Consider the following 20,924-nt stretch of genomic DNA (forward strand, 5'->3'; position numbering starts at 1 on the left):
GGGTGCGCACGGATTCCGATGGCACCATAAGCCCCCCTGCAGGGGGGCTTTTTTTTCCGGTTTGACCCCCATCCCGGCACACCGTACAGTGCGCCATCGCCCAAGCGAGGTGAGTTCGAACCGATGCCTGCCGCTTTCCGATTTCGTCTCCGTGCCGTGCTGGCGGCCGTGGCCTTCCTTTGTGCCTGCGCCGCGCCCGCTATCTGCTCCGAAAAGGCTTTCACCATCGACGACATGCTGCGGGTGGCCATGATCGATGACCTGCGCCTGTCCGCCGACGGCAAGCGCGCGGCCTTCACCGTCACCCGGGCCGTCTTGGACGGGCAGGGCGGCGATTTGCGCTCGCGTGTGTACCTGGCCGACGCGGCCAAGGCCCTGGCGCGCCCCGTCACGCCGGAACGGGAGGTCTGCGAAAAGCCGACCTTTTCCCCGGACGGCTCACGTCTTGCCTATCTTGTCCAGACCGACGATACGACCGATGCCGTGCTCCTGCCCCTGACAACCGGCCACGCCCACCGTCTTACCCACGGCCGGGGCGATGTGCTTGATCTGGCCTTTGCTCCGAACGGGAAGGGACTGGCCATGACCATGGTCATGGGCGGCGCTTCCGGTGGTCGGGAAACCGGTTGCGACGCGGATGTGGACGTCCTGGACGAGGAGGGCGGCGCAGCGGGGCTGTATCTGCTGCCGCTTTCCGGGCAGGGGACGCTTCGGGGACTCGTGACCGATCGGGACGTGGGGGGATTCGTCTTTTCCCCGGATGGCCGCCACATCGCTTTCGAGACGGTTGCTCCCGACGCGCCGCCGCGCGGCCGTCGCGGCAATACCGTTTCCGGCCGGGCCCAGCCCCAGGACGCGGCCCAGACCGACATCGCCATGGTGGACGTGCAAACCGGGCGCGTCGTGCCCGTGGCCGCGACCGCCGCTTCGGAGGCGGGTCCGAGCTTTTCTCCGGACGGCAAATGGCTGGCCTACGTGGCGACCAGCGCGCCGGGGTTTTATTACAGCGCCGCCCGGGTCATGGTTGTCCCCACGACCGGCGGCCCGGCCCGGGAACTGGCGGCAACGCCCAATGCCCGCCCGGAAATGATCGGCTGGTCGGCGGGCGGCGGCGCGGTCTATGTGCGCGAGGTCGAGGGCACGGGTGCGGTGATTCTGGCCCTGCCTTTTTCCGGCGGCGCGCCGCGCGTCGTGTCCGATACCCCCCGCATGGTGTCCCAGGCCGCCGTTTCCGCCTCGGGCAATACCCTGGGCATGGTGCTGGTCGACAGCGACCTGCCCCCGGAGGCCTACCTGACCCCGGCCGGCCGGTTCGCGCCAAAAGCCGTGTCCGCGGTAAACCGGGAGTTTGCCGGCTACCGCCTGGGCAAAACCCAGGTGGTGCGTTGGAAGGCTTCCGACGGCACCGTCCTCGAGGGCCTCTACACTTATCCCGCCACTCCCGTCTCCGGGCCGCCGCCCCTTCTGGTCGAGCTTCACGGCGGGCCGGCCGTGGCCGCCGACCGGCAGTATCTGGGGGCGCTCAACTATTACCCGCTGGCGGTTTTCAGCGAGCGCGGCTACGCCCTTTTCCAGCCCAATGTCCGAGGCTCGGACGGCTACGGGCCGGCCTTTCGCATGGCCATCAAGGGTGATTGGGGCGGGGTCGACTTCGCCGACCTGCAAAGCGGGCTCGACGCCCTGGTCGCGCGCAAGTTGGCCGATCCCAAACGCATGGGCGTCATGGGCTGGAGCTACGGCGGCTTCCTGACCGCCTGGGCCATCGGCCACACCGACCGTTTCGCCGCCGCCTCCATCGGCGCGGGCATCACCGATCTGGTCAGCCAATCCGGCAGCATGGACCTGCCCGATTTCATCCCATTGTATTTCGGTGGCGAGGCCTATGAACGGTTCCAGACGCTTTTCGACCATTCGCCGCTCAAGTACGCCGCCTCCATCAAAACGCCGACGCTCTTTCAGCACGGCGTGGCCGACGAGCGGGTGCCGTTCACCCAGTCCCTCGAGCTCTACACCGCCCTGTCGCGCCTGGGTGTGCCCACCAAGCTGGCCGCCTATCCCCGAAGCGGCCATGACGTGACCGAGCCTTCGTTGATCCGTGATCTCATGGTCCGCAATCGCGACTGGTTTGCGCGCTATCTCCCGACTGCGCCGATGGAAACGGCATTTTTCCCCGGTGTCGCCCCGGACGAAACCCAGGGAGGGAAGAACGGCAGATCCGACGTGACCGGCTCTCCAGTGGCAAACGGAACGCGTACCCGGCCCGGCTCCTGACGGCGGCCATGACCGCGGCGGGAAGGCACATCCTGGCGGCAGCAGCCCTCGTCTGGGGGCTTGTCGCTGTTATGGCCTGTTCCGCCGTTGCCGGCAAACGCCTGGAAATCGCCGCCGTCTACCGCAGCCTGGGCTATCGGGACGTAAACGAACCCCGCTGCTCCAACCCCTCCGCCGGCATCCTGCCGGAACACGGCGGCTGGACCCGCAACTGGTCCGAGACGCGGGCCTATGTCGCGCTTTCCTGGCGTCTGGCGGACACGCGCCACGTGGTGTTCGCCCCGGGCTTTCACCTGGGCACCTCCGTCGGCCGTTTCGAGGCCAAGAACGTCGGTATCGGCTTCTATGAAGCCTGGGAAACGCATCCGGCCCTGCTCTGGGGGCCCTCCGTCAGGCTGATCCTGCGCCGGGAACCTGGGTATGGCGCATTTCTGCTGGCCCGCTACGAGCTTTTTATCGCCAACGCTCCCGAGGCCCGTGAGGACGTGGCCAGTTCCTCGGGCACGGGCACGCCGCCGTCCCAGCGCGACGCGGCCTTCTCCTGGCATAGCCACGAGGCCACGCTGGCCCTGGGCTACGATTGGGGCAAAGTGGCTGTGGCCGCCGGGGCGGCGCTCACCGCGTTTCGTCTGGACAAGCGCCTCACCCACCACATCGATCCCAGCGGGGCCACGGGGACGGCCCTGGCCGCCATCCTGGCGCTCAATGCTCGGCCCGGCCAATATGGCTACGAACCCCAAAGCCTTGTCGCGCCCTATCTGGCCGTGACGTTTCGGCCCCTGTCCCGTCTGCGGCTGGCGGCGGAGTTGCGCCCCGCCGCGCAGACCGACTGCGCGCTGTCCCTGGCGTTCACCTTCTGAGGGTACCCCTTCCCGACAATTCCCGTATGCCAATGGTTGCCATGCGTTCTTGCTGCGTGTTATGATTTTTTTGTTCTTACTATGTATTGGCAATCTTCCATAAAAAAGGAGGCTCCATGGTATCCATTTCCCGTGTTCTTGTCGCGCTGGCGGCGGTGGTGCTGACGGCCGCACCGGCCCTGGCCCATTTCGGCATGGTCATCCCGTCCCAGGATGTGGTTACGAGCAAGGAAAAAGCCAAGGTGGATCTGGTCGTGTCCTTTTCCCATCCCATGGAGGGAAACGGCATGAACATGGCCAAGCCCAAGGCCTTCGGCGTTGTGGACGGCGGCAAGAAGACCGATCTGCTGGCGACGCTCAAGCCCACCAAGGTCATGGACCATGACGCCTGGAAGTCCGAATATACCTTCAAGCGGCCGGGCGTGGGGATTTTCTACGTGGTGCCCGAACCCTATTTCGAGCCGGCCGAGGATAAGTACATCGAGCATCTGACCAAGGTCGTGGTGCCGGCCTTCGGCGAGGAAGACGGCTGGGACGAGCCCGTGGGGCTGCCGGCCGAGATCATTCCGCTCTCGCGTCCTTTCGGCAATTATGTCAGCAACGTCTTTACGGGCAAGGTGCTCGTGGACGGGAAGCCGGTTCCCGGGGTGGACGTGGAAGTGGAATACTATAACAAGGACAAGGCCTATACGGCCCCCAACGAATATCTGGTGACCCAGGTGGTCAAGACCGACGCCAACGGCGTTTTCACCTATGCCGTGCCCTTTGCCGGCTGGTGGGGATTCGCCGCCCTGACAGACGCCCCGCAGACCATCGAAAAGGACGGCGTGGCCAAGAAGGTGGAGCGTGGGGCTGTCATGTGGGCCAAGTTCGTTGATCCCAAGCACAAGAAGAAGTAAGGCCTTGCGACTCGTTCGAGGGATTTTCGCTTGACGATCCGGGAGCCCGGCCGGGACCGTCTCGGCCGCGTCTCCCATAACCGTGCGCGCGCTGGCGCGACAGGCAGGCAGCATGCATATTTCCGAAGGGGTGCTTTCCGGGCCGGTGCTGGCCGGCGGCTGGACGATCACGGCCGTGGGCATGGCTGTGGGCCTCAAGCGTCTGGACTACGACAAGCTGATGACCGTGGCTATTCTTTCGGCCGCTTTTTTCGTTGCATCGCTCATCCATGTGCCCATCGGACCGGTCAGCGTCCACCTGATCCTAAACGGCCTGATCGGCGCGATTCTCGGCTATGCCGCCTTTCCGGCCATCTGTGTGGCGCTCCTTTTGCAAGCCGTGCTGTTTCAGTTCGGCGGGCTGGTGGTGCTTGGCGTCAACACCTGCGACATGGCGCTGCCGACCGTGGCCTGTTTCCTGCTTTTTGGGCCGCTTCTGCGGGCCGGAGGCACCAAGCGGGCGGTGGGGGCCTTTTGCTGCGGCTTCTTCGCGGTACTTTTTGCCGGCTGCCTGACCGCCGGCGCGCTGGCTCTTTCCGGCGAGGCGTTTATCGGCACGGCCAAGGTGATTCTGCTCGCCCATATCCCCATCATGCTCATCGAAGGGGTACTGACGGCCATGGCCGTGGCCTTCCTGGCCAAGGTGCGCCCCGAGATGCTGGCCATCCGTCTGGCTGGGTAAGTTGGGGAAGAACTGGGGGGAAACCTTTCTGTAGAAAGGTTTCCCCCCAGGCCCCCCTTCCCAAGACTTTTGACGGTGACGGGATGTGGGCGGTGCTGCCCAAGTAATATTGGAAAATTGGGGAAGGGGAGAGATCGAGAGGGCTACTGTCCTTTTCAAAGGGGTTCCCCACTCGCATAAGGGATTATCTTTATGAAATATAGGCAGATTCTCATTATAGCCTTGGCGCTTTGCCTGGGTGCGGCCGCCCCGGCGTTGGCCCACAGGGTCAATGTGTTCGCCTATGTCGAGGGCAACGATGTGCATGTGGAGTGCAGCTACAGCCGCTCCGACCGGGTGCGCTTCGGGGAGATCACCGTCAAAAACGCCGTCACCGGGCAGGTCTACCTGACCGGCAAGACGGACGACAAGGGCAATTTCGTCTTCCCCGTGCCCGAGGCCGCTCGCAAGGACAAGACTGAGATCGCCATCCATCTCGATGCCGGCGAGGGGCACCAGAACAATACGACCGTCAAGGCCGAGGAATACCTGTCCGCCGCTCCGGCCGCTCCCGCCGTTCCGACATCGGCCGTGTCCATGCCCACCGCCACGCCGGCCGCGACAGCCGCCGCGCCTGCCTCGACCGCTCCGGCCGTGGCCGTGCCCATGGACCAGGCCGCCTTGCGGGCCGTGGTCGAACAGGCCGTGGAAGTCAAGATCGCGCCCATCCGCAAGATGCTGTTGGATCAGGAGGAAAAAGGTCCGGGCCTGGCCGGGATCGCCGGGGGCATCGGCTGGCTGGTCGGCATTGCCGGGCTTCTGGCCTATGTCCGCTGCCGCAAGGGCGGACGGGGCGCATGATCGACGAACCGCTCGCCCGGGGAACTTCGCCCATCCACTCCCTGGACCCCCGTTTCAAGCTCGTGGCCTGTCTGGCCCTGTCCGTGGTCGCCGCCCTGGCCGCAACACCGGCCCCCGCCGGGCTGGTGCTTGTCTGCGGGCTTTTCTTGACCATTGCCGCCCGGCCGTCCTGGCGGGTGGTCTGGGGCCGGTTTGTCGCGGTCAACGCCTTTGTGCTTTTCTTGTGGTTCGTGCTGCCCTTTACCGCGCCGGGAGAGGCTGGCTGGCGGCTTTTCGGCTTGACGGCGACCCGGGAGGGCGTGGCCCTGGCGTCCGTCATCACGGTCAAGACCAACGCCATCTTTTTTTGCATCGTATCCCTTGTCGCCACCATCCCGGTGCCGGCCCTGGGGCGGGCCATGACGGCGCTTCACGTGCCGGCCAAATTTTCCTTTCTCTTTCTTTTCACCTACCGTTACCTGCACGTCATCGCCGAGGAGTACGCCCGGCTGGCCACGGCGGCGAGACTGCGGGGCTTTGTCCCGGCCACGGACGCGCGTACCTACCGTACCTATGCCGCCCTGGTCGCCATGGTGCTGGTGCGCAGCTTCGACCGCTCCCAGCGGGTCTACCAAGCCATGCTGCTGCGCGGGTTCCACGGCGAATTCCCCAGCCTGGACCGGTTTGCGGCGCGGCGCGGCGATAAGGTTTTCCTGAGCCTGTGTCTGGCCGTATCCGCGGCGGCCGGCGCGCTCGATTTCGTTTTGCGGAGGGGATATGTCTGATGAGCCGTTGCTGCGCCTTTCCGGGGTGGGCTACGCCTATCCCGGCAGCGACCGTCCGGTGCTGGCCGATGTCGATTTTACGTTTTCGACCGGGGAGCGCATCGGGCTTTTCGGGCCGAACGGCTCGGGCAAGACCACGCTGTTGCACGTGATGATGGGGCTGGTCCGGCCCGATGCCGGCGAGGTGCACTACAGGGGGGCCGTTGCCGCCACGGAAAAGGATTTCCGGGCCGTGCGGCGGGGCATCGGGCTTCTGTTGCAAAACGCCGACGACCAGATCATCTACCCGACCGTGCTCGACGACGTGGCCTTCGGACCGCTCAATTGCGGGCTCTCGCCGGCGCGCGCCCGGGAGGCGTCCGAACGTACCCTGGACATGCTGGGCTTGGCCGGTTTCGGCGAACGGCTGTCGCACCGGCTTTCGGGCGGGGAGAAAAAGCTTGTGTCCCTGGCCGGGGTGCTGGCCATGGAGCCCCAGGCGCTGTTACTGGACGAGCCGACCAACGGCCTCGATCCGGGGACGCGGGAGCGCATTGCGGATATCCTCAAACGCCTGGGCAAGCCGCTGATCGTCATTTCCCACGACTGGGATTTCCTGTTCGACGTGACCGATACCTTCTATACCATCGAGGCGGGCAGGCTCGTGCATGATCCGCACTTCATCATCCACCGCCACGTCCACGGTCACCCCCTCGGCAACCAGGCCCACCACCATCACGCGACGGAGTAGGGGGATAAAATGGAACCGGGGGGAAACTTTTCTATAGAAAAGTTTCCCCCCGGACCCCCTTTCCAAAGATTTTTAATGGTGAGGGGATGTTATCGGCGTTGCTCCCGTAACGTCGAAAAATTGAGGAAGGGGAGAGCGCGAGAGGGGCTACTGCCCTTTTTAAAGGGTTTCCCCTCTCGCATCGCTTTCTTTCTCCTCCTTCCTAATCGAGCCCAAGCTGGGCGAGGAGGTCGTCCACCGCGCCTTGTTGGACCTTGGTCTGGGGGCCTTTGAGTTCGGAAACCTTTTGTTTGGCCTCGGCCTGGAGTTCGGAGATGGTCTTGTCCGGGGCTTCGGCCCGGGCCTTGAGCTGGATGCCGGTGGACAGGTAGAGGTCGAGCACGATCTGTTCGACCTTTTTGATGGCGGTGATGATGCGTTTGATGCGCTGGCCGGTGAGGTCCTGGAAGCTCAGGGTGGTCATGATGCGCATGAGGTCTTCGCCGAGGGCGGCGTTGCCCGCGCGCAGCTTTTCCACGGCCTCGGGGTCGGCCACACCGTTTTGCATGGCCGCGAGGAGTCCGGCCGCGTCGGCTTGCAGGTCCAGGTGCTTTTCCACGATGTCCATGATCTCGGTGGTGGCGGTTTCCGTGGTCTCGAGGATTTTGTCGAGCTGCTGGGCCGCTTCCTGGAACAGTTGGTCGGCCTGCTGGCGGTCGTCGGCATGGGCTTCGCCTTCGGTCTTGGCCGCCTGGTTGATCTCCTTGTAGATATCCTGGAGTCCCTGACGCATTTCCTCGTTTAAGCGCTGATGGAACTCGCTTTCCAAAAGCGAACGGGACAGGGTCTTGGCGACTTCCTTTTCAATGCTGGCGCTGATGCTGCGGCGCAGGTCCGGGACGACCTCGGTGAGAAGCCTGTCCAGCATGCGTTCGAGAAGTTCTTCATCATTGATCATGCGGCGTTAGTCCCATTTCTTTCCGCGCAGGTCGTCGCGCTGGCTTTGGAAGACAAATTGTACGATGCTTTCCAGATCCCGTTCCCGGATGCGTGTGAAATCGAGGGCGTAAACGACGCGGCCGTCCAGGTCATCCTCATGGCGCAGGATGCGCCCCACGGCGCCGGCCATGCGGAGCGGAAACCGCGCCAGCACGATGACCGCCTCCACATACTGGTCCACGTCCAGTTCCTGCGAGGCCACAAACCGCACGCCCGCGCCGCTTATCTCAAGGATTTCCATGGTCACCGGAAAGTCGGCCGTGAGTTCGTCACGGCTTTGCATGGAGAGCAGCATATCGAGCTTGGCGTTGATCGAGCACAGCATGGCGTGCAGCGCCTCGCTCATGCCCGCATCGCGGGGATCGTGGCAAGCTCCCGAGCCGCCGCCGAGAAACGGTGATTCCCGGAAGATCTGGATGTCGTCCGGCCCCGGCAACGACCGCAGATAGCCGGCCAGGCGCGTGGGAATACGCATGAAGGCCCGTTTTTCTTCCACGCAGGCATCCCCCCGCCGGCTACATGACGCCGTTTTCCAGTAAAATTTCCATGGCCGCCACCGGGCAGACCTTGGTGCACATGCCGCAGGCCGAGCAGGTGTCGTCGTGAAATTCCACCAGCCGGGTCTCGATGTTGAGCGTAAGCGCCTTGGTGGGGCAAAGGGCCGTGCACACGCCGCAGTGGATGCAGCGGTCCTCGTCCCTGGAGACACGCTGGGCGGCCGGCACCACGCCCACGCCATGCTCCTTGAGGTAGGCCATGCCTGCCTCGAAGGCTTCCTTGGGCCCGGTGATGTCCATGGTCATCTGGCCCTCGTGGCGCGGGGTGATCTGGGCCTTGGAGATGTTGAACACCAGTCCGTAGATCCGGGCCAGATCGCAGACCACGGGCTTGTTCGAGGATTCGGGGGGGAAGGTCAGGTAGATGATCTTCCGCAGTGTTTTTTCTTGAGGGGTTTCCATGCGTTCCGTCGCTTGTTGGCCGGCGCTACTTGGGCATCATGGATTTGGCCCGGGTGGCGAAGGCGGAATCGGGATATTTGTCGATGACTTCCTTGAAGGACAATTTGGCCGCGCCGGCGTTGCCGAGCTTCATGAAGGCCACGCCGCGTTTGAACAGCGCATCGGCATGTTTGGGGCTTTTGGGGTATTTTTCGATGACTTCCTGGTAGGCCAGGGCCGCGTTGGCGAAGTCGCCGAGCTGGAAATAGCATTCGCCGGTCCAGAAGAGGGCGTTGGGCATCAGCGAACTGGTTTTGAAATTGCGGGCGAATTCCTGGAAAATCCCCAGCGCCTGCTGGTACTGGCGGGCGTTGAAGCTGGAAAGGCCCTTGGCGTAGACGGCGTCGGCCGGGCTCTGCGGCTGCACCGCCGGCGGTTGGGCCTGAACGGCCGGCGCCTGGGCGGCCGGCGCGGCCGCGGTGCCGGGGGCGGTATAGGGCGGGATGGTCGGTTCGGCCTCATCCGGGCCCGCGCCGCCCGGGGTGGGCGCGCCGTAGCCGGTTTGCTGTTGCGCGTACCCCGCCTGCGGCTGCTGCGCGTAGCCCGTCTGGGGTTGGGCGTAGCCGGCCTGGGGTTGCTGGACATAGCCGGTTTGCGGCTGTTCGTAACCGGACGGTTGCTGTTGGGCATAGCCCGCCTGGGGCTGCTGGGTGGCGGCGGCCTGGGGTGCCGCCGCGGCCGGTCCGGCGGCGGGGCCCAGGTCAATGGCCAGTTGGGAGGCTATGCGGCTGACGTTGCCTTCCAGCCGGGCCACGCGTCCGGACAGCTCGGGGTCGTTCTTGTTGGCCTGCACCTGCTGGGAGAGCTCCTCGACCTTGGAGTTTAAGCGCCGCAGTTCACCCTTGGTGTTCTCCAGTTCCGCCCACATGTCGGCCGGCGTGTTGAGAGGCGCCGGGGTATTGGGCTTGGGCGCGCAGCCGCCGACAAGGGCGGCGACCAGCGCGGCGGCCAGGATAGTGCCTTTGCTATGACGGGTCTTCATGACGGCTTGCGACCTCGCTTGCGCCCCCAGATGAGGTAGGCCACGCCTCCGAGCACCGGAACGAAGATGGCCAGGAGAAACCAGAACATCCTCTCCAGGGGGGTTGGAAACACGCGGTGAAAAGTTTGCCATATCGCGATGTAATTGGGAAGGATCGCCAGGGCCAAAATGGCGACGGCGAAAAGCATCTGGCCGGTGGTCATGGGCGGCAATGCGGGCAGGGCGGGCATGCGGACCTCGTTGTCGTATGTTAGGGCGGCGGTGGCGGCCGTTATTTCCCGGAAGCCGGGCGGCGCATGCGGTAAAACGCCGCAAGCAACGCCAGGGAGCCGAGAAAAATGGCGATATCGGCCACATTGAATGCCGGCCAGTGATAGGTTTTATAGTAGAAATCCAGGAAATCCACGACCTCACCCGTCTTGATGCGGTCGATGAGGTTGCCGACGGCCCCGCCCAGGATCGAGCCGAGGCCGATGATGAGCAGCTTGTTGTCGTCCTTGGCCATGCGCAGCAGATGGAAGATGATGAGCACGGCCAGGGCGGTAGCCGCGAAGAAGAAGTAGGTCTGCCACTGGATGTCGTTGCGGTTTAAAAAGCCGAAGGCCGCGCCGCGGTTGAGCACGTAGACGATGTTGAAGAACCCGGGGATGATCTGCCGGGTGGTGTAGAGCGTCATGTTGCCGACGATCCACAGCTTGGCGGCCTGGTCGAGGACGATCACCAGCAAGGCCAGGGGAATCGCGATCTTGAAACTTGGGCGCATGGGTCAGTTGGCCTCGGTCGCCATGACCGCGGCGCAGCGCGGGCACAGGTCCGGATACTCGGGCGCGGTGCCCAGTTTGTCGTACACCCAGCAACGGGCGCATTTCTCGCCGGTGGCGCGGGCCACGCCCACGAACGCGCCTTCCACGCCTTCGCAGGGTACGGCCTCGGCCGGAACCCCGGAAGCCGGGGCCAGCGTCGCCTGGGACACGATGAACACTTCGCGCAGGTCCATGCCGAGCGACGCCACCGATGCTCCCACGGCCTCAGGCAGGTACAGCGTCACCGCCGTTTCCAGGGAATGCCCCACTTCGCCGGCCTTGCGTTTGGGCTCGATGGCCCGGGTCACCTCGCCGCGAAGCGTGGCCACCAGGTCGAGCTTTTCCCGCAGCTCCGCATCGAGCTCCCAGCCGGCCGTGTCGAGGGGCGGCAGGGAAAAGACCGAAACGCCGTCGCCCCGCTGGCAGACAGGCGTATGGCGAAAGACCTCTTCGGCCGTAAAGGACAAAATCGGGGCCATGTCGCGAACAAGCACGCGCAGGATGCGCCACAGGGCCGCCTGGGCCGAGCGGCGCTCCCGGCTATCCTTGGCCGAGACGTAAAGCCGGTCTTTCAGGATGTCGAGATAAAATGCTGAAAGGTCGGTGACGCACAGGTTGTGCAGCGCGTGGAAGACCTTGTGGAATTCGTAGGCTTCGTAGGCCTCGGCCATGCGGGCGTGGGCCCGGGCGGCCGTGTCCACGGCGTAGCGGTCGAGCGGCAGCATGGACTGCGGGGCCACGTCGTTTTCGGCCGGGTCGAAGTCGGACAGGTTGCCCAGTACGAACCGGCAGGTGTTGCGGATGCGGCGGTAGGCCTCGACCAGACGGGCGAGGATTTCCTCGGAGATGCGGATGTCGTCGCGGTAGTCCACGGCCGCCGTCCACAGACGCAGGATCTCCGCCCCGTGCTTGTCGATGATCTCCTGGGGCTCGATGCCGTTGCCGAGCGACTTGGACATCTTGCGGCCTTCGCCGTCGACCACGTAGCCATGCGTCAGCACCTGCCGGTAGGGGGGGGCGCCGCGCGTGCCGAGGGAGGCCAGAAGCGAACTGTGAAACCAGCCCCGATGCTGGTCCGAGCCCTCCAGGTACAGGTCGGCCGGGAAGGCCAGCTCCGGGCGCTTTTCCAGCACCGCGGCAAAGCTCGTGCCCGAGTCGAACCAGACGTCCAGGATATCGGTTTCCTTGCGCCAGTGGGTCCCGCCGCAGTGGGGGCAGGTGAGCCCGGCCGGCACGATGTCGGCCAGGTCCGCCTCGAACCAGTAGTCGCAGCCGCGCGCATGGTCGGCGAATTTCTCCGCCACCGAGCGCATCCAGGCCGGGTCGTTGTAGGCCGTGTCGCAGGACTCGCAGATAAGGGCCAAGATAGGCACGCCCCAGGTGCGCTGGCGCGAGATGCACCAGTCCGGCCGGCCGGCGATCATATTATGGATGCGCTCCTTGCCCCAGGAGGGAATCCATTCCACCTCGTTGTCGATGGCGGTCAGGGCGCGGCTGCGCAGGTCGCCCACCTCCATGGAAATGAACCACTGGGTGGTGGCCCGGAAAATGACCGGCTCCTTGCAGCGCCAGCAGTGGGGATAGGAGTGGCGGATCTTGCGCTCGGCCAGAAGATTGCCGACTTCCTTGAGTTTTTCGATGACCTTGGGGTTGGCCTCCCAGACGGTGAGCCCGGCAAAATAGGGCACCACGTCCAGAAACCGGCCGGCGTCGTCCATGGGCGAGAGCACGTCCAGGCCGTAGCGCAGGCCCGTGTCATAGTCCTCGCGGCCGTGGCCCGGGGCGGTGTGGACAAGGCCGGTGCCGGCGTCGAGGGTCACGTAATCGGCCAGGACGAAGGGCGACTCCCGGTCGTAAAACGGATGGCGCGCCTTGAGTCCTTCGAGCGCCGAGCCCGGGGCCGTGGCCAGGACGGTGGCGTCGGTCCAGCCGAAAAGTTCGCGCACGCTTTGCAGAAGTTCGGCGGCCAGCACGTATTGGGCGTCGCCCGCCGCGACCAGCGCGTAGTCGAACTCGGGGTGGGCGGCCACGGCCATGTTGTCCGGCAGGGTCCAGGGCGTGGTGGTCCAGATGGCGGCGTAGGCCTTGGCCGGGTCGGCCATGGGGAAGACGTTTTTTATTTTCGGATCGGGCAGGGGAAAGCGCACGAAGACCGAGGGCGAGGTCTCGTCGGCGTATTCCACTTCGGCCTCGGCCAGGGCGGTCCGGCAGGACAGACACCAGTGGATGGGCTTTTTGCCCCGGTAGACCGAGCCCTTTTCCACGAAATCGCAAAGGGCCAGGGCGGTTGCCGCCTCGTAGGACGGGCGCATGGTCAGGTAGGGATCGTCCCAGTCGCCGAAGACGCCCAGGCGCCTGAATTCCTTGCGCTGGATATCCACGAACTTGGTGGCGTAGTCCCGGCACAGCCGGCGCACGGTCACGGCCGGCAGATCCGTCTTGCCCTTGGCCTTGAGCTCCTGGGACACCTTGTGCTCGATAGGCAGCCCATGGCAGTCCCAGCCCGGCACGTAAGGGGCCTGGTTGCCGGCCATATGGCGGGACTTGACGATGATATCCTTTAAAATTTTGTTGAGCGCATGGCCCATGTGCAGGTGGCCGTTGGCGTAGGGCGGCCCGTCGTGGAGCACGTAGCGGGGGGCGTCCTCGCGGGCGGCCAACATCTGGCGGTAGATGTCGCTTTCCGCCCAAAATTTGAGGGTTTCCGGCTCTTTTTCCTTGAGGTTGGCCTTCATGGGAAAGGAGGTCTTGGGAAGTTTCAGGGTCTTTTTATAGTCGCTGCTCATGGCCTGGTTTCCTTGCGCTTGTCCCGGCGTCCATACGATGCCGGAGAAACCGCCTGTTTGAAACAAGGTCGCCGGGAAGTCAAGAAACCTCGGAGGCGAAGCGCCTCCTGAGGGGGGAGGGGGCGTTGCGGGAAGGGGCACTCCTTGTATAGAATTCCCCCCTTGCACGCCCCCCTTTCTAAATTCCTTGCCCATTGGGCTGAAGTGGCTTATTCGTTGCCGGTTCCGCTTTTTTCGTTCCACCCTCTACAAAAAATACACTCATGCCCAAACGGACGGATATCAAGAAGATCATGATCATCGGCTCCGGGCCCATTGTCATCGGACAGGCCTGCGAGTTCGACTATTCCGGCTCCCAGGCGGCCAAGGCCCTCAAAGAAGAGGGGTACGAGGTGGTCCTGGTCAATTCCAACCCGGCCACCATCATGACCGACCCGGAGCTAGCCGACCGCACCTATGTCGAGCCCATCGAGCCCGGCACGGTGGCCCGCATCATCGCCCGGGAAAAGCCCGATGCCGTGCTGCCGACGCTCGGCGGCCAGACGGGGCTCAATACGGCCGTGGCCCTGGCCGAATCCGGCGTGTTGGCCGAGCACGGGGTGGAGCTGATCGGCGCGTCCCTGGACGTGATCAAAAAGGCCGAATCCCGGGAGCTTTTTCGCGAGGCCATGGAAAATATCGGCCTCGTCATCCCCCAGAGCGGCATCTGCCATACCATGGACGACGTGCGCGAGTGGGGCAAGAAGATCGCCTTCCCCATCATCGTGCGCCCGGCCTTCACGCTCGGCGGCACGGGCGGCGGCGTGGCCTACAACATGGAAGATCTGGAGAAGATCGCCGCGCGGGGACTGGCCGCCAGCATGAAAAGCGAGATCATGCTGGAGCGCTCGGTGCTCGGCTGGAAGGAATTCGAGCTCGAGGTCATGCGCGACCGGGCCGACAACTGCGTGATCATCTGTTCCATCGAGAACATCGATCCCATGGGCGTGCACACCGGCGATTCGGCCACCGTCGCCCCGATCCAGACGCTCACCGACGACGAATACCAGAAGATGCGCAACGCCGCCATCGCCATCATGCGCGAGATCGGCGTGGAAACCGGCGGGTCCAACGTCCAGTTCGCCGTCAACCCGGCCGACGGCGAGATGGTGATTATCGAGATGAACCCGCGCGTGTCGCGCTCCTCGGCCCTGGCCAGTAAGGCCACGGGCTTCCCCATCGCCAAGATCGCGGCCAAGCTGGCTGTTGGCTATACCCTCGACGAGATCCCCAACGACATCACCCGCGAGACCATGGCTTCCTTCGAGCCGACCATCGACTACTGCGTGGTGAAGATCCCGCGCTTCACCTTCGAGAAGTTCCCCGGCTCCGAGGATTACCTGACCACGGCCATGAAAAGCGTGGGCGAGGCCATGAGCATCGGCCGCAACTTCAAGGAAGCCTTGCAAAAGGGCCTGCGTTCGCTCGAGATCGGAGCCACGGGCCTTGGTCCGGACGCGGTGTCCTGCGAGCCCGACCGCGAGCAGCTCCTGGCCGACATGCGCAAGCCCAATTCCAAGCGCCTCTTCCAGTTGCGCCAGGCCATGCGCTGCGGCGTGAGCCTGGAGGAGATTTTCGACGCCACCTGGATCGATCCGTGGTTTCTGCGCCAGATCAAGGAAATCGTGGACATGGAGTCCGTCCTGGAGACCTTCCCCAGGGAAAAGGTCGCCGCCGGCGATCCGGAGTGCCGGGAACTGGTGCTGGCCGCCAAGAAAGACGGCTTTTCCGATCCGCAGATCGCAAGCCTGCTGCGGCTGCCGTCCCCGCTCGACGCGCGCAAGCTGCGCCAGGACATGGGCGTTTCCCCGACCTACTATCTGGTCGACACCTGCGCCGCCGAATTCGAAGCCTACACGCCGTATTATTACTCCACCTACGAGACCGGCCGCGAAGTGGCGGTCAAACCCGCCCGCAAGGTGGTCATCCTTGGCGGCGGCCCCAACCGCATCGGCCAGGGCATCGAATTCGACTACTGCTGCTGCCACGCCTCCTACGCGCTTCGGGCCATGGGCGTGGAATCGATCATGGTCAACTCCAACCCCGAGACCGTGTCCACGGACTACGACACCTCCGACCGCCTCTATTTCGAACCGCTCACCTTCGAGGATGTCCTCAACATCATCGAAACCGAAAAGCCCGAGGGTGTCATCGTCCAGTTCGGCGGCCAGACCCCGCTCAACCTGGCCGTGCCGCTTTTGGATGCCGGGGTGCGCATTCTCGGCACCTCGCCGGACAGCATCGACCGGGCCGAGGACCGCGAACGCTTTCAGGAGCTTTTGATAAAGCTCAAGCTGCGTCAGCCGGCCAACGGCACGGCGTTCACCGTGGACGAGGCGAGCGCCATCGCGGACAAGATCGGCTATCCCGTGGTGGTGCGCCCCTCCTACGTCCTCGGCGGCCGGGCCATGGAGATCGTCTACGACCGGGGCGACCTGGAGAACTACTTCAAGGTGGCGGTGGTTGCCTCGGGCAAGCATCCGATCCTCATCGACAAATTTCTGGTCAACGCCATCGAGGTGGACGTGGACGCCGTTTCCGACGGTACGGACACCTACGTGGCCGGCGTCATGGAGCACATCGAGGAGGCCGGCATCCACTCGGGCGACTCCGCCTGCGTGCTGCCGCCCCACAGCCTGACCCCGGAGCTGGTCGCCGAGATCGAGCGCCAGACCGTGGCCCTGGCCCAGGAACTGGGCGTCATCGGACTCATGAACATCCAGTTTGCGGTCAAGGACGGCGACATCTATATCCTTGAGGTCAACCCCCGGGCCTCGCGCACCTCGCCCTTCGTGTCCAAGGCCACGGGCGTGCCTCTGCCGAAACTCGCCACCCAGGTCATCATGGGCCAAAAGCTCAAGGATCTGGCCCCCTGGACCCTGCGCAAGTCCGGCTACTACGCGGTCAAGGAATCGGTCTTCCCGTTCAACCGTTTTCCGGGCGTGGACGTGCTTCTCGGACCGGAAATGCGCTCCACGGGCGAGGTCATGGGCATCGACGCCTCGGTGGGGCTGGCCTTCATGAAAAGCCAGCTCGGCGCGGGACAGAACCTTCCCCTGTCCGGAACGGTGTTTATTTCCGTGGCCGAGGGGGCCAAGGACGAAGTGCTGCCCGCGGCCCGCATCCTCAGCCAGGTGGGATTTAGGATCATGGCCACCAAGGGCACGGCCGCCTATCTCGAAGGCAAGGGCATCGCCGTGACCCCGGTCATGAAGGTGTTCGAGGGCCGACCCCATGTGGTCGACCACATGAAGAACCGGGAAATCGATCTGGTCATCAACCTTGTTTCGGACAAGCGCACGGTGCGCGACTCCATGGTCATTCGACAGACGGCGCTTCTCTACGGCATCCCCTATACGACCACGGCGGCCGGGGCCAAGGCCATGGCCCAGGCCATCCGGGAGATGGGGGGCGGCCAGGGGCTTACCGTCAAAAGCTTGCAGGAATATTACGCGGGCAATTAGTCCCGACCACGGCGCATCATGAAAAAGGAATACTGCGGACTGTTCGGCATCTACGGCCATCCCGAGGCCGCGCGGATGACCTATTTCGGCCTCTACGCCCTCCAGCATCGGGGACAGGAGTCGGCCGGCATCGTGACCTGGGACGGCACCCGTATCCGCGAGCAGCGCGGCATGGGGCTCGTGGCCGATGTCTTCTCCGAGCGGCATCTGGGCAAGGAGCTCAAGGGCACGGTGGCGGTGGGGCATATCCGCTATTCCACCACCGGCGCCTCGCTTTTGCGCAACTGCCAGCCCTTTCTGGTGCGTTTTGGCGACTACCACATGGCCATTGCCCACAACGGCAACCTGGTCAACACCCTGGAGCTGCGTCAGGAACTCGAGGCCACGGGGTCCATCTTCCAGACCACCATCGACTCCGAGGTGTTCGTGCACCTCATCGCCAAGTTCCTGGGCTCGTGTTCCCTGGAAGAGGCGGTCATCAAGGCCTGCAACAAGGTCAAGGGTGCGTATTCCATATTGCTTCTGGTCAACGACAAGATCATTGCCGTGCGCGATCCCCATGGCGTGCGGCCGCTCATGCTCGGGCGCATGGGCGACGCCTACGTGCTCGCATCCGAGACCTGCGCCTTCGACCTCATGGAGGCCGAGGCCATCCGGTCGGTGGCCCCGGGCGAGATGCTGGTCATCCAGGACAAGCGGCTCCAGTCCTACCGCATCTGCGACCCGCAGCCGGTCAAGCAGTGCGTGTTCGAGCTGGTCTATTTCGCCCGCCCGGACTCGGAAGTCTTCGGCGAGGTGGTCTACGAGCGGCGCAAGCAGATGGGCGCGACGCTGGCCCAGGAAGCGCCGGTCGACGCCGACTACGTCATGCCGTTTCCCGATTCCGGCTTTTACGCCGCCATCGGCTATTCCCAGGCCTCGGGCCTGCCCTTCGAGATGAGCATGGTGCGCAACCACTACGTGGGCCGCACCTTCATCCAGCCCTCCCAGGACATGCGCGATTTCAGCGTCCGGGTGAAGCTCAATCCGGTCAAGAGCATGATCAAGGGCAAGCGCATCCTCATCGTCGAGGATTCCATCGTGCGCGGCACCACCATCCGCACCAGGGTCAAGCGCCTGCGGGAACTCGGCGCGCGCGAGATCCACATGCGCGTGTCCTGTCCGCCCATCCGCTTCCCGTGCTTTTACGGCATCGACTTCTCTTCCAAGGGTGAGCTTATCGCCGCCCACCAGACCGTGGACGAGATCGCCAAGTTCATCGGCCTCGACTCGCTGCATTACTTAAGCATCGAGGGCTTGCTGGAATCGGTGCGGGGCAATGGCGAGAAGCCGCCGTACTGTCTGGCCTGCTTCGACGGCGACTACATGATCCCGCCGTGCGGCGAGGGGCTCAAGAACTGCCTGGACGACGTGAACGTGGCCCTTTCCTGGTAACGGCATGGGGTTCAATCTCGATCTCTCCGGGGCCAAGGACAAGTCGCTGTCCAAGCTGCTTTTATCCTCGGCCCGGCAGTACCTGCACGAATACGGCGAGGTGCGTGACTTGCGACTCGATACGGCCGCCCGCACCATCACGGTCGAAGTGTTGCCCGTGGGCGAGACCGAGCCCATCCGGGTGACGGTCTTCGGCTACGGGCTGGCGACCGACGGCAGCGGGCGCGGGTTTCTCACCTACGACGCCATTGCCTTTTCCCGTCAATGGCTGACGCTTCTCGCTGAGCGCATCCTGCCGGAAAAGCGCCTGCCGCTCCCTTCCGGCACGCCCATGGGGCTGTTGCAGACGCTTTTCTAGTATTCCCGGGAGCCGTATCACCGCATCGCTTGCGGCCCGGCCTTTCGTCTCGCGTGGGCACACGCTCGCGTCACCGCCGACCTTTTCCTTTCGTTCGTTCGATACCCTGCGCCGCTGGCCGTGCTTTGCGTTTTCCGTTTTGGAATCAACGTGTCCGATCGCCTGTATTGGCAACGGCCCTTTGATGCGATAAAGAGAATCATGCAACCGAACCAGATCCAGCTGGCCCAGCGGGCCAAGGTGTTCAAGGCCCTGGGCCATCCCAGCCGCCTGCTCATGGTCGAAGCCCTGGGCTCGGGCGAAAAATGCGTGTGCGAACTGCGCGAACTGGTCGGCTCCGATATCTCGACCGTTTCCAAGCACTTGAGTGTGCTCAAGGAAGCCGGTATCGTCACCGATTCCCGGCGCGGCACCAATATCTACTATTCCCTGCGCATGCAGTGCGTGTCCTCCTTCCTCTCCTGCGTGCGCCGCTTTTTCGACCAGCAGGTCGAGGAACAGTTCTTGTATCTCGAAGACTTGCGCAAACAAGTGCGGTCCTGAGCGACCTCCTTTTTTGCTTGCCTTAGTCACACGAATTTTCTAAAATCCGTGTCATCAAACGCCGTAAACGGCCCGGCGCCTTTCCGTTAAATCATGCGCCCGGGCGAAGGAGGCGCCATGTTCCAGACGGATGGTTCCGCGCATGACGGCACTCGATCGGCAACGGAAGGCATATTGGTGCACGGCGGCAAGACGCCCAACCGCTACGACGCCATGGAGTGGGCCGGCGCCTTCGGCGACATCGGCACGCTCATTCCCTTCGTGGTGGCCTACATCACCATCCTCGGCGTCGATCCCCTGGGGCTCCTTTTCATGTTCGGCGTGTCCAAGATAGCAGCCGGACTGTTCTATAAAACACCCATTCCCATCCAGCCCATGAAGGCCATCGGCGCGGCGGCCGTGGCCGGCGGCATCACCCCGGCGGCGCTTTTCGCCTCGGGGCTGACCACCGGACTCTTCTGGCTGATCATCGGCCTGACCGGGACCATCAAATACGTGGCCAGACTGGCCACCAAGCCCGTGGTGCGCGGCATCATGCTCGGGCTCGGCATGACCTTCGTGGTCGAGGGCATCCACCGCATGGTGGGCTCGCCGTGGCTGGCCGGCATCGCCCTGGCCATGACCTTCGTGCTGCTGTCCAACCCGAAGATCCCGGCCATGTTCGCGCTGCTGATTCTCGGCGTCGTGGCCGCGGTCATCGCCAACCCGGCGCTTCTCGGCGAGCTGGGGCAGGTCAGTATCGGCTTTCGTCTGCCCCAGTTCGGCCTGCACCAGATACGCTGGGACGACATCGTCACCGGCACGCTCCTTTTTACCCTGCCCCAGATTCCGCTGACGCTCGGCAACGCGGTGGTGGCCATCACGGCCGAGAACAACGACTTGTTCCCGGACCGGCCCGTCACCGAACGCACCATGTGCATAAGCCAGGGCGTCATGAACCTCGTTTCCCCGATGTTCGGCGGCGTGCCCATGTGCCACGGCGCGGGCGGCATGGCCGGCCATGTGCGCTTCGGCGCGCGCACCGGCGGGTCGCTGGTGATCCTCGGCACCATCGTCATCGTCATCGCGCTTTTTTTCAGCCAGTCCGTGGCCGTCATCTTCAAGATGTTCCCGCCGGCGGTGCTCGGGGTCATCCTGTTCCTGGCCGGAGCCGAACTGGCCGTGACCGTGCGCGATATCGGCACGAAAAAGTCCGAATTCTACGTGATGATCGTGGTGGCCGGATTCGCCATGTGGCACATGGGCGTGGCCTTCGTCGTCGGCGTCATCCTGGACACCGCCTTGCGCCGGGAGTGGATAAAGATTTGAGGAGGGGAGGCGAGAAGAGGATGCGAGAGGGGAAACCCTTTGAAAAGGGTTTCCCCTCTCGCGCTCTCCCCTTCCTAAACTTTTTAACGTTTATGACGGGATACTGTTCTTCGTCCGTCAGCCCCACCGCACCTTCACCCTTTGAA

At 64.1% G+C, this 20,924-nt stretch carries 19 protein-coding genes; 12 read left to right on the plus strand and 7 right to left on the minus strand.

Annotated features, from left to right (window positions below):
• Nucleotides 1-123 precede the first annotated feature (123 nt).
• The 7 genes from ACMZ6R_RS02040 to ACMZ6R_RS02070 all read left to right on the plus strand — a co-directional run bounded on the left by ACMZ6R_RS02040 (nucleotide 124) and on the right by ACMZ6R_RS02070 (nucleotide 7,085).
• Complete coding sequence (locus ACMZ6R_RS02040) at nucleotides 124-2,271, plus strand: S9 family peptidase (RefSeq protein ID WP_416109109.1); 2,148 nt, start codon at nucleotides 124-126, stop codon at nucleotides 2,269-2,271.
• 8 nt (nucleotides 2,272-2,279) lie between these two features.
• A complete protein-coding gene (locus ACMZ6R_RS02045) occupies nucleotides 2,280-3,131 on the plus strand; it encodes a hypothetical protein (RefSeq protein ID WP_416109111.1) in 852 nt (283 codons plus the stop codon).
• A 116-nt stretch (nucleotides 3,132-3,247) separates the two neighbouring features.
• Nucleotides 3,248-4,030, plus strand: a complete 783-nt coding sequence (locus tag ACMZ6R_RS02050; protein WP_416109113.1) for a DUF4198 domain-containing protein — start codon at nucleotides 3,248-3,250, stop codon at nucleotides 4,028-4,030.
• A gap of 112 nt (nucleotides 4,031-4,142) precedes the next feature.
• Nucleotides 4,143-4,751, plus strand: a complete 609-nt coding sequence (cbiM, locus tag ACMZ6R_RS02055; protein ID WP_416109115.1) for a cobalt transporter CbiM — start codon at nucleotides 4,143-4,145, stop codon at nucleotides 4,749-4,751.
• A gap of 192 nt (nucleotides 4,752-4,943) precedes the next feature.
• The gene (locus tag ACMZ6R_RS02060) at nucleotides 4,944-5,591 is read left to right on the plus strand and encodes a hypothetical protein (RefSeq protein WP_416109117.1); all 648 of its coding nucleotides are present in this window, start codon (nucleotides 4,944-4,946) and stop codon (nucleotides 5,589-5,591) included.
• A complete protein-coding gene (cbiQ, locus tag ACMZ6R_RS02065; protein WP_416109119.1) occupies nucleotides 5,588-6,355 on the plus strand; it encodes a cobalt ECF transporter T component CbiQ in 768 nt (255 codons plus the stop codon). Before ACMZ6R_RS02060 ends, cbiQ begins: the two co-directional genes overlap by 4 nt.
• Nucleotides 6,348-7,085 carry an energy-coupling factor ABC transporter ATP-binding protein gene (locus tag ACMZ6R_RS02070; protein WP_416109120.1) on the plus strand — a complete coding sequence of 246 codons (738 nt, stop codon included), beginning with the start codon at nucleotides 6,348-6,350 and terminating at the stop codon, nucleotides 7,083-7,085. The genes cbiQ and ACMZ6R_RS02070 overlap by 8 nt, the downstream gene beginning before the upstream one ends.
• 202 nt (nucleotides 7,086-7,287) lie before the next feature.
• Here the strand turns inward: ACMZ6R_RS02070 and ACMZ6R_RS02075 are convergent, their stop codons facing one another.
• The 7 genes from ACMZ6R_RS02075 to ileS are packed head-to-tail and all read right to left on the minus strand — an operon-like array spanning nucleotide 7,288 to nucleotide 13,632.
• Nucleotides 7,288-8,022 (minus strand): protein phosphatase CheZ, encoded by a 735-nt coding sequence (locus ACMZ6R_RS02075; RefSeq protein WP_416109122.1) that lies wholly within the window; start codon nucleotides 8,020-8,022, stop codon nucleotides 7,288-7,290.
• Between the two features lie 6 nt (nucleotides 8,023-8,028).
• Entirely contained in the window at nucleotides 8,029-8,559 is a 531-nt protein-coding gene (locus tag ACMZ6R_RS02080; protein WP_416109123.1) for a PilZ domain-containing protein, read from the minus strand.
• A 19-nt stretch (nucleotides 8,560-8,578) separates the two neighbouring features.
• Nucleotides 8,579-9,022, minus strand: coding sequence for an NIL domain-containing protein (locus ACMZ6R_RS02085; RefSeq protein WP_416109125.1), 444 nt, complete (start codon nucleotides 9,020-9,022; stop codon nucleotides 8,579-8,581).
• Between the two features lie 25 nt (nucleotides 9,023-9,047).
• Nucleotides 9,048-10,043, minus strand: coding sequence for a tol-pal system protein YbgF (gene ybgF / locus ACMZ6R_RS02090; RefSeq protein ID WP_416109126.1), 996 nt, complete (start codon nucleotides 10,041-10,043; stop codon nucleotides 9,048-9,050).
• Nucleotides 10,040-10,273 carry a PLDc N-terminal domain-containing protein gene (locus tag ACMZ6R_RS02095; RefSeq protein WP_416109127.1) on the minus strand — a complete coding sequence of 78 codons (234 nt, stop codon included), beginning with the start codon at nucleotides 10,271-10,273 and terminating at the stop codon, nucleotides 10,040-10,042. Before ACMZ6R_RS02095 ends, ybgF begins: the two co-directional genes overlap by 4 nt.
• Before the next feature lie 41 nt (nucleotides 10,274-10,314).
• On the minus strand, nucleotides 10,315-10,806 hold the full coding sequence (lspA, locus tag ACMZ6R_RS02100) for a signal peptidase II (RefSeq protein ID WP_416109128.1): 492 nt from the start codon (nucleotides 10,804-10,806) through the stop codon (nucleotides 10,315-10,317).
• A gap of 3 nt (nucleotides 10,807-10,809) precedes the next feature.
• A complete protein-coding gene (gene ileS / locus ACMZ6R_RS02105; protein WP_416109129.1) occupies nucleotides 10,810-13,632 on the minus strand; it encodes an isoleucine--tRNA ligase in 2,823 nt (940 codons plus the stop codon).
• A 263-nt stretch (nucleotides 13,633-13,895) separates the two neighbouring features.
• On the opposite strand from ileS, the gene carB reads away from it, so the two are divergent.
• From carB to ACMZ6R_RS02130, 5 genes are all read left to right on the plus strand, one after another.
• Nucleotides 13,896-17,135: a carbamoyl-phosphate synthase large subunit gene (gene carB, locus ACMZ6R_RS02110; RefSeq protein WP_416109130.1), complete on the plus strand. Its 3,240-nt coding sequence runs from the start codon at nucleotides 13,896-13,898 to the stop codon at nucleotides 17,133-17,135.
• Nucleotides 17,136-17,153: 18 nt separating this feature from the next.
• Nucleotides 17,154-18,569: an amidophosphoribosyltransferase gene (gene purF, locus ACMZ6R_RS02115; protein ID WP_416109132.1), complete on the plus strand. Its 1,416-nt coding sequence runs from the start codon at nucleotides 17,154-17,156 to the stop codon at nucleotides 18,567-18,569.
• 4 nt (nucleotides 18,570-18,573) lie between these two features.
• Nucleotides 18,574-18,927: a hypothetical protein gene (locus tag ACMZ6R_RS02120; protein ID WP_416109133.1), complete on the plus strand. Its 354-nt coding sequence runs from the start codon at nucleotides 18,574-18,576 to the stop codon at nucleotides 18,925-18,927.
• Nucleotides 18,928-19,128: 201 nt separating this feature from the next.
• Nucleotides 19,129-19,470 (plus strand): ArsR/SmtB family transcription factor, encoded by a 342-nt coding sequence (locus ACMZ6R_RS02125; protein WP_416109135.1) that lies wholly within the window; start codon nucleotides 19,129-19,131, stop codon nucleotides 19,468-19,470.
• Nucleotides 19,471-19,587: 117 nt separating this feature from the next.
• A complete protein-coding gene (locus ACMZ6R_RS02130; protein WP_416109136.1) occupies nucleotides 19,588-20,778 on the plus strand; it encodes a putative sulfate/molybdate transporter in 1,191 nt (396 codons plus the stop codon).
• Nucleotides 20,779-20,924 lie beyond the last annotated feature (146 nt).

This window comes from Solidesulfovibrio sp. C21, from assembly GCF_047785625.1.
Taxonomy (GTDB): Bacteria; Desulfobacterota; Desulfovibrionia; order Desulfovibrionales; family Desulfovibrionaceae; genus Solidesulfovibrio.